This window comes from Clostridium sp. (assembly GCF_021372645.1).
Taxonomy (GTDB): domain Bacteria; phylum Bacillota; class Clostridia; order Clostridiales; family Clostridiaceae; genus Clostridium.
In genome coordinates, this window is the sequence record NZ_JAJFUC010000031.1 from 1 (window position 1) to 7825 (window position 7825).

The 7825-nt window shown below is 29.4% G+C and carries 10 protein-coding genes; 3 read left to right on the forward strand and 7 right to left on the reverse strand.

All coding sequences use genetic code 11. The annotated features are described in order from the left end of the window. The 4 genes from LLF98_RS04850 to LLF98_RS04865 form a co-directional block, all read right to left on the reverse strand. The coding region (locus LLF98_RS04850; RefSeq protein ID WP_291701418.1) for a hypothetical protein at window positions 1-280 on the reverse strand (280 nt) is incomplete at its 3' end. A gap of 5 nt (window positions 281-285) precedes the next feature. Continuing rightward, window positions 286-633 carry a hypothetical protein gene (locus LLF98_RS04855; protein WP_291701420.1) on the reverse strand — a complete coding sequence of 116 codons (348 nt, stop codon included), beginning with the start codon at window positions 631-633 and terminating at the stop codon, window positions 286-288. Window positions 634-778: 145 nt separating this feature from the next. Then, window positions 779-919 (reverse strand): hypothetical protein, encoded by a 141-nt coding sequence (locus LLF98_RS04860; protein ID WP_291701421.1) that lies wholly within the window; start codon window positions 917-919, stop codon window positions 779-781. 82 nt (window positions 920-1001) lie between these two features. Continuing rightward, window positions 1002-1334: a hypothetical protein gene (locus LLF98_RS04865; protein WP_291701423.1), complete on the reverse strand. Its 333-nt coding sequence runs from the start codon at window positions 1332-1334 to the stop codon at window positions 1002-1004. Between the two features lie 216 nt (window positions 1335-1550). Between LLF98_RS04865 and LLF98_RS04870 the strand changes: the two genes are divergently transcribed. Then, window positions 1551-2786 carry an MvaI/BcnI family restriction endonuclease gene (locus tag LLF98_RS04870; protein ID WP_291701425.1) on the forward strand — a complete coding sequence of 412 codons (1236 nt, stop codon included), beginning with the start codon at window positions 1551-1553 and terminating at the stop codon, window positions 2784-2786. 37 nt (window positions 2787-2823) lie between these two features. Here LLF98_RS04870 and LLF98_RS04875 read toward each other — a convergent pair whose 3' ends face one another. Next, window positions 2824-4152 carry a DNA cytosine methyltransferase gene (locus LLF98_RS04875; RefSeq protein ID WP_291701427.1) on the reverse strand — a complete coding sequence of 443 codons (1329 nt, stop codon included), beginning with the start codon at window positions 4150-4152 and terminating at the stop codon, window positions 2824-2826. Window positions 4153-4514: 362 nt separating this feature from the next. Then, window positions 4515-5597, reverse strand: coding sequence for a helix-turn-helix domain-containing protein (locus tag LLF98_RS04880; RefSeq protein ID WP_291701428.1), 1083 nt, complete (start codon window positions 5595-5597; stop codon window positions 4515-4517). A gap of 196 nt (window positions 5598-5793) precedes the next feature. Between LLF98_RS04880 and LLF98_RS04885 the strand changes: the two genes are divergently transcribed. Together LLF98_RS04885 and LLF98_RS04890 are read left to right on the forward strand one after the other, a co-directional pair. Then, complete coding sequence (locus LLF98_RS04885; protein WP_291701430.1) at window positions 5794-6492, forward strand: hypothetical protein; 699 nt, start codon at window positions 5794-5796, stop codon at window positions 6490-6492. Between the two features lie 70 nt (window positions 6493-6562). Beyond that, the gene (locus LLF98_RS04890) at window positions 6563-6928 is read left to right on the forward strand and encodes a hypothetical protein (protein ID WP_291701432.1); all 366 of its coding nucleotides are present in this window, start codon (window positions 6563-6565) and stop codon (window positions 6926-6928) included. An 11-nt stretch (window positions 6929-6939) separates the two neighbouring features. Here LLF98_RS04890 and LLF98_RS04895 read toward each other — a convergent pair. After that, a partial coding sequence (locus tag LLF98_RS04895; protein WP_291701434.1) for a recombinase zinc beta ribbon domain-containing protein occupies window positions 6940-7825 on the reverse strand: 886 nt, incomplete at its 5' end.

Consider the following 7825-nt stretch of genomic DNA (forward strand, 5'->3'; position numbering starts at 1 on the left):
GCATATCAGTGAATTCATCTGAAAACACTTTGTTTTGAATAGCCTTTTTTATTAGCTCCAACAGTTGTATTTCAGTTACATCAAGACTTCTGGGAATGTATCTGTTATCTCCTCTTATTGTATCTTTGTACAATGCAAATCTTATTTCTTCCCTTTGTTTTTCCTTTACTTCAATTCTTTCTATGCAACTATAATAATCATCATCTTCTATACTGACTTTATTATAGATTTTGCAATAGCTTGTTTCTTTTATTATTTTAGTTTCACTCTGCTTTGCCATTTCAATTACAACTCCTTTTCTATTAGAATTTCATGAAGCTCCTTAGTTGAATATACTACAATCGAATAATCATCGGATAATAGAAAAAGTGATGAATAGTAATCAATACCATCATCACTCTTTATAATGTCTGTATATTCTGGAAGTAGTCCTTTTATACTATTAACTTTTATTTCTGCAACATCTTCTTTTGATTCCAATATTGCAATATACCCTCCCATGTCTTCTAGTTCTCTGTTTTCAGAATAGTTTTCATCTAGTAGCCTTATTATTTCTTCTGCCTCTTTTAGCATTTCCTTCGAGCATTTTGTTTTTAGTGCTTCTAGTTGTTCCAATTTATATACTTTTTTCATATTCAATTCCTCCTAAAAATAGAAAAGGTAATACTCAAAGCTACTATTACTCCAAGTATTACCTTTACTTATATTAATCTATTATTATAATATATATTTATTTTTAGTATTATTACCCTAAATAATTCTAGCAACGCTAACTGTCTTAATCCTCAAATTCGCCTTTAAGCATACATTTGCCTACATGCTTATTATAGCAATCAGTACATAATTCTTTATCACATTTAGGACAACTTTCTATTTCATCTGCATGAAAATCTCTTCCACATCTTTCGCATTCTATCATTAGTCTACACCCCACATTAATTATATTTTATGTAGAGTATAACAAACATATTTATCTTTTTAAAGCTATATTTATTTTAATCCTAATCTAATAACCCTCTATAAAATGTTTCTGCTATATTTTTTTGATTAAACAGCATTTCTAACTTGCACATTGTTTTATCATACAAATTATTTTCTTTGGCATATCTTATTACATCCTCATATGTAAGCTCAAAAATATTATCTGTAATATTGTAATAGAAATCTTCATTCATAACTCCAAAGAAATATTTTACTGCATCTTCATAAGTCATTCTTTCTACTCCTTCAATATCACAATTTTCATCTGTATAGCATCCATTTTTATCATTCCATTGAAGAAATTCTGTTATTGATTTTCTGTCACTCTCTAATATGTTATTATATTTTTTCAAAATTGATTCCTCCTTATATGTAAATTATTACTGCGATAATAATATATAATTTTTCAGTATAACTTTTTTAAGCTCTTTACTTCTTGTCATAACTATATATGCAAATATATTGTAACAATATGTCTATTTTTTTCTGTTTACATTTTGAGTATAATTAGTTATACTTATTTTAAGTTGCAAATCCACATCGAGTTTTACTACTAAACTCGTGATTCTATGGTGGATTTACCCACATGTTTTAATTATTTATATGTGGCTATTTTAATAAAAGGAAGTGGTTTTATGGTATTTACACCAGACACTAAAGAAATGGATCTATTGTCAAAAATAATCAGTATACATCATGCAGAATACTCTCTTATAAGATTGACTTCTACTATGCTCGAAAAATCAATAATTGATGCTGGAGAAGGCATGCGTAATCTATTTAAAGAAAATGAAATTATAGACTACTCTTCTATTACTCCCGGTGGCGATAAAATAATACTAGATGCAATACTATTGTCAGATGAAGCTTATCCTGTACAGATAAGTTGCTATCGCCCAAAAACAAAAAAAGGTGACCCTCGTTTTTGGATATATGGATTAAAAAAGATTATACGCAAAGGTGAATTAATATATATAACCATATATAATAATCAAGTATGTATTATTCCACTTGTTTCACATTATTTTAATATTGGTGAAATTTCGAATTTCTTTAAAAACGATGATTCATCTAATATTAATGATTGTATTAATATACTAAAAAAACTTGCACATCAAGATATATTAAGTGTTTCACCTTATAAACTAAATCCAAAGGACATTGGAGATACCCTAGAAAGAGAATTTGATATTCCATCTAATTCAAGTAAACTTGCTGACTTTAGAGGTTTAATAGAACTAAAAGCTAAACGTAAAGGTGTAAAAACTAAAGATACGTTATTTAGCATGGTTCCTAATTGGAATGAAAGTAACATTCAGACATCTACAGATATGATTTTAACATTCGGATATAAATCCAGAAAACATGATGATTTTATCGACCTATATGTTACTGTTTCTAACAAGCCTAATGCCCAAGGTTTATATTTAGAAGTTGATGAAGACAATCAAGTTGTTATCCAAAAGTATAAAGATTCTAATGGTTCTGTATCAGATACATGCATTTGGACTTTTGACGAATTGAAAGAACGTCTTTATTCTAAACATCCCGAAACGCTCTGGGTTATTGGTAAAAAAGTAGACAAACATGACGAAATTTATTTTAACTACGAGTCTGTTGAACATACTTGTTCTCCTATATTCAGCTCATTTTTATTATTAATTTCTCAAGGAATCATTACTTATGATTGGCGTGGAAGAGTTAAGCCCGATCGTAGCGGTTACAAAGATAAGGGACATTGCTTTAGATTAAAGCCAAAATATAGACACCTTCTATTTGGTCAAACTGAAGAAATAAAACTTTAAAACAATAGAGGTACTAATAAAGTACCTCTATAATAAATCACATTAATGCTCTCATTATTTCATTTGCTACTGCTCTTGCTAACAATGGAGGAACTGCATTTCCTACTTGAGAATATTGTGGAACTTCGCTTCTTCTTCTTTGTCCACCAGTAGTTCTTTTTCCTAGAAATTCAAAATTATCATCAAAAGATTGCAATCTTGCCATCTCTCTTACCGAAAACATTCTGTTCTCAAAAGGTGATATATAATCATCTGGTAAAGTTACAACTGTATTTGAAGGTCTATTTCTAGATAATCTAGTTCTTATAGACTTCTTTGTTAAGAGAACTCGAATCATTTCTTCAGTTACATCAGCATTTCCAAATCTTCTAATTAATTCTTCTTCATTTATATTAAGTTTTTCAGTGCATTCATTAATTAATGATACTTTTCCTCTAATATCTATTCCATTAGATATTATTCTTCTTTTTAGTGCAGCACTATCCTCACCTTCATTATATAAAGAAGACCTCTCCACTATTATTGGAGAATGCCTTGATATTTCAATATTGGTCAACGCTCTATCTCCTAATGGAATATTTCCTTGTACCGTAGGTGTACGACCTTGCCTAGATTCGATTTGATACTGAGTTAAGTTAGTACTAACTGCTCTTCTTATGTTATCATCCTTTATTAAATCCGATATAGCATCTAAAACAGTTAATTTATCATCACCAATATGTGTTGGTTCAGGGTAACGAGGTATATTTTCTCCATTCCTATACGCTATGAATATAGCACGTCGTCTCCTTTGAGGAACACCATAATCAGATGCATCAAGTACTCTTGGTTCTAGAACATTATAGTGCAATTTATTAAACTCATTAATTAATATTTCCCTAACTAATGTATTATCTTCATAAATCTCACCATCAAAACTTTGAAATCCATCAAATCTAGTATCGTTAAATCCCTCCACATTTTCCATAACTACATATCTTGGATTTATATCTCTTATAACCCTAAGATATTCTCTAAACAGCATGTTTCTAGGATCATTTGGGTCTCTTCTACCAGCTCTACTAAATCCCTGACATGGAGGTCCCCCAAAAATAGCATCTATTTCTTCTGGTCTTTGATTTTCTTCGTTGAAGAACGTTAAACTATTAATAGATTCCCAAATTATATGCCCATCCAATTCTCTTATATCTGTTCTTCTAAAAAATGTGTTATATCCCTGTATGTACCCAAGTTGTTCATGTCTGTTCTTATAGGTTCTTTCTACATCCTCATTTATATCGCTTGAAAATAAAATATGAAATCCAGCTTGAATAATACCTTCGCTCATTCCTCCTGCTCCGCAAAATAAGTCTATTGCATATGGCATTGTTATTCCTCCTATTCTTCTACTATAAATTTAACATAATATTTCTTATTTGTCCAGGTGGTAAATTTACGCCTTTTATGAACATACGTTCTAGTATATTCTTTACCTTTTGGTAATAATTATTCACATGTTCCAAAAATAAAAAGACTTGGAAATTACTTGTGATTTCCTAAGTCTTTTATGAAAAATCTCTCTTTAAATTATCCAATTTTAGTAAAGTTCGCATTTACTTATGATATGGTTCACCGTATCAGTAGTAAGTGATAACCTTTCTGTTCATAAAATATTATCCCTATACAGTAATATAGGTTTTAAATGCAAAATTAACATTTAAAACCTAATAATTTTTTATTCTTATGTATTTAAATTATTGTTAATAAAGTTAATACCTTATTGAATGCTGGATTATATACTGATTCTTCGTAAACAACTTCATCACTCTTTGCATCTGTCAACCAACATTGGGCTGGTACAGTTCCCTTTCTTATCTCTTCAATTTCAGGTGTATTATTGAAGAAAGTTGCTGCAATACTTTCAGAATTTATTTTATCAATTAAAGGTCTATTACCTTGATATTCTATTAATATTTTCCAATTCTCAGATTGTACAACTGAATGCCTATCTTTTGCACTATCCACTAAACGGTTTAGCAATGCAAATAATGATACATCGTATTTTTCAATTGCTAATTTTTTTAGACTTTCAATTGTTGCTTCAACCTTAATAAAGTCTTTTTTTATTTCAGTTAAAGGCATAATCAAATTTGCCGCAAAATTTTGTGCTTCCATTTCTTCAATGTCTTCAGTTAATATTGTTGAAGTTCCCTTTTTTCTTATTTCATATGTTGATTTAACATGCCATGGTATAATTGCATGCCCCAATAAAACAGCTAAAGTAAATTTCTTTCTTTGCACATTTTTTATTACATTATTAATAATAATTACCTTCTCTTTTTCATTAAAAAGCATACCTTCTCCATGTTCACCCAAATCACTTTCATAAACATTAATGTTTAATTGCTTAGCTATTGATGAAACGTCTACAGGAACACTATTATTACAATACTTTTTCAATATAAAAGTAGCGTATTCATTAGAATCATTAAGTAATTGAACTTCTTCATTTTCATTATACTTTCCTAAGAATTTTGCATATTCTAGCAATCTTTCCTTTTGTTCTATAGAAAAAGTCTCAACAATCTTTAATATCAATTTTACTGCTTTATCACTAATTATATCGGAATTCACTTCTTTTCCAGACATCAAATAATCAACTGATAAATTTAAAGCATTTGAAAGTTTAATAATCGCTTCATATGATGGATTTCTTGCTCCTGATTCATATTGACTAATAGCTGGCGGTTTTAATCCTGCTCTTTTTGCTAACTCTGTTTGTGAAAATCCAAGTTCCTCACGTTTTTTTATTATACGTTGAGATACAGACATACTATGTCCTCCTTCTAAAAAATATCAATTAAGATAATATAATAATAGCACATACTAATCATTTTTTCAACTTTCATAACGTTTTGTTATTATTTTTTTTACATTTTGTTATTGACAAGCTATAATAACATCTGTTATAGTTATTATTGTCAAAACGTTAAGTTTTTGATAATAATTTTTAAGGGAGGCTTTTTATATGGAAATAAAAAGTTTGAAACAATTACCAATATTATCTGAATCTGTAACAATCGATGTTACACCATTATCACTATATGGTCGTCAAAATGACCTAGCAAAAATCACAGCAAATATCAAATTAGCACAACCCCTAGCTCAAGACACTAAATTTTTACTTCCAAACTGCGATTCAATTAAAACACCAAAAGTTTATCTTCCTGATGGAACTCCAATAGTTAATACGTTTGATCCTACTACCGAAGTTGATGTAAATAATTTAGCTTCTTCAATGCAAGATTCATTAAAAGTATTTTCTGATTCTCCAACAAATGAAAATATGAATAATCTTGTCAAAATTATTACGGCTTATAATGAAATGAAACAATATACCCAAGCTTTAGTAATTCCAGCAGGACAACAATACATTACATTCTCTTATTCTAAAGAAATAGCAAATGATCCAACAACAAAAATTAATACATTAGAAACAATAGTTCCACTATCAAGTTTTACATTAAACAACCAACCAGGAAGTAAAGCCAATATTATGATATTGATGCCATTTGAATTAACTGATATGAATAATATATCTGTTGCTAATTGGATAGCTCCAAATGGTACTCCACAAGAATTAATTAAACAAACTCAAGCTGGAAGAATAGTTCTATCTCAATATTGGCAATATGACCCATCTGTAGTTGTAAAATATAAATATTAATTTATTCACCTACTTCATAGTTATAATTTTTTATAACTATGAAGCAGATATTTAAAGGAGGTCTTTTATTATGAATAATAATTCTTCATTTGAAACTTTCGTTTCTGGAGATAAACTATTATCGGGTATGCTTAATGATAGTATTAAATTTATAGTCATTTTATTTTTTGCAATACTCTTTTTAAAAATACTCTTTCCAAGATATTTGGGTCATTTGAAATTATGGAAGCATTTAAAAATTGTTGTTTTAATGTTCAAATTTGTTACATGTTTATCAGCAGTATTTTTTGTCTTCTTTTATAATTTTGCGGAACATAAAATAATGTTCATGCCTCTCAACAGCATGCTTTTTAGTACATTTCTTGTTGGTGCATTAGCAATATGGGAATTACTTACCATGATAGCTGACTGGCTAGAATGCTTTGATACCATCTAATAATTTCACCATTATATACAAATCTTTATATTCACAGGCTTTATCAGTAATTTTCTTCTAGAAACAAAACAATAAGGAGAACCTCCTCCATCTGGGCTTGGTTCTCCTCTATTACTTAGGTAACTTATTAAGTTATCATTTATATTAAGCTCTATTGATTCTATATCTCTAGTTTTGTTTATGGTTATTTTGGAAATCAACATGTGCAATAATTTCTTTTGTTGTTCCCTTGAAGGCAACTCTGATAGCATCTTACTGAAACTTGACAGTATACCCCTTACAAACTCATACGAAACTTCTTGTGCACCATCATCTAGGATATTGCTTTTTATGTTATTTATCTCCTGTTGGAGCATTTCTTCCCTAGATTTTATGTCTGCCATTCTGTCTGAGAAATCTTTTTTAGTTATTATTTCTTCCTCATAAGCTTCAAAAACTTTTTTCTTCTTAGCTTCTACCTTCTCTAGCTCCTTCAAAGTCTTTTCTAGATCTTCCTTCGATGGATCTACCATAGTTTTTCTAGTTGAATTTATATTATCTACTATCTCTTTAATTAACTTATCATTATTTAGTAATTCAGATAGCTTACCAAAGACATATTCATTAGCATCATCAACTCTTATTGTATTACTATGGCAAACTGCTGTTCCTTTATTCTTCCAAGCACCGCAACAGTAATATTCTATCCTATGTTTTGTCCCATCTTTTCTTGTATTTGTGCTTCTTGAGATAACCATTCCAGCTCCACATACAGGGCATTTTAGTATTCCTGTCAATGGAAATTCTCCATCATAGATTCTAGATGGCTTACCTTTACTATCTTCCATCATTTTTTGCACCCTATCCCAAAGCTCTTGGTCTATTATTGCTTCATGTATTCCATCTACTATTAGTGGA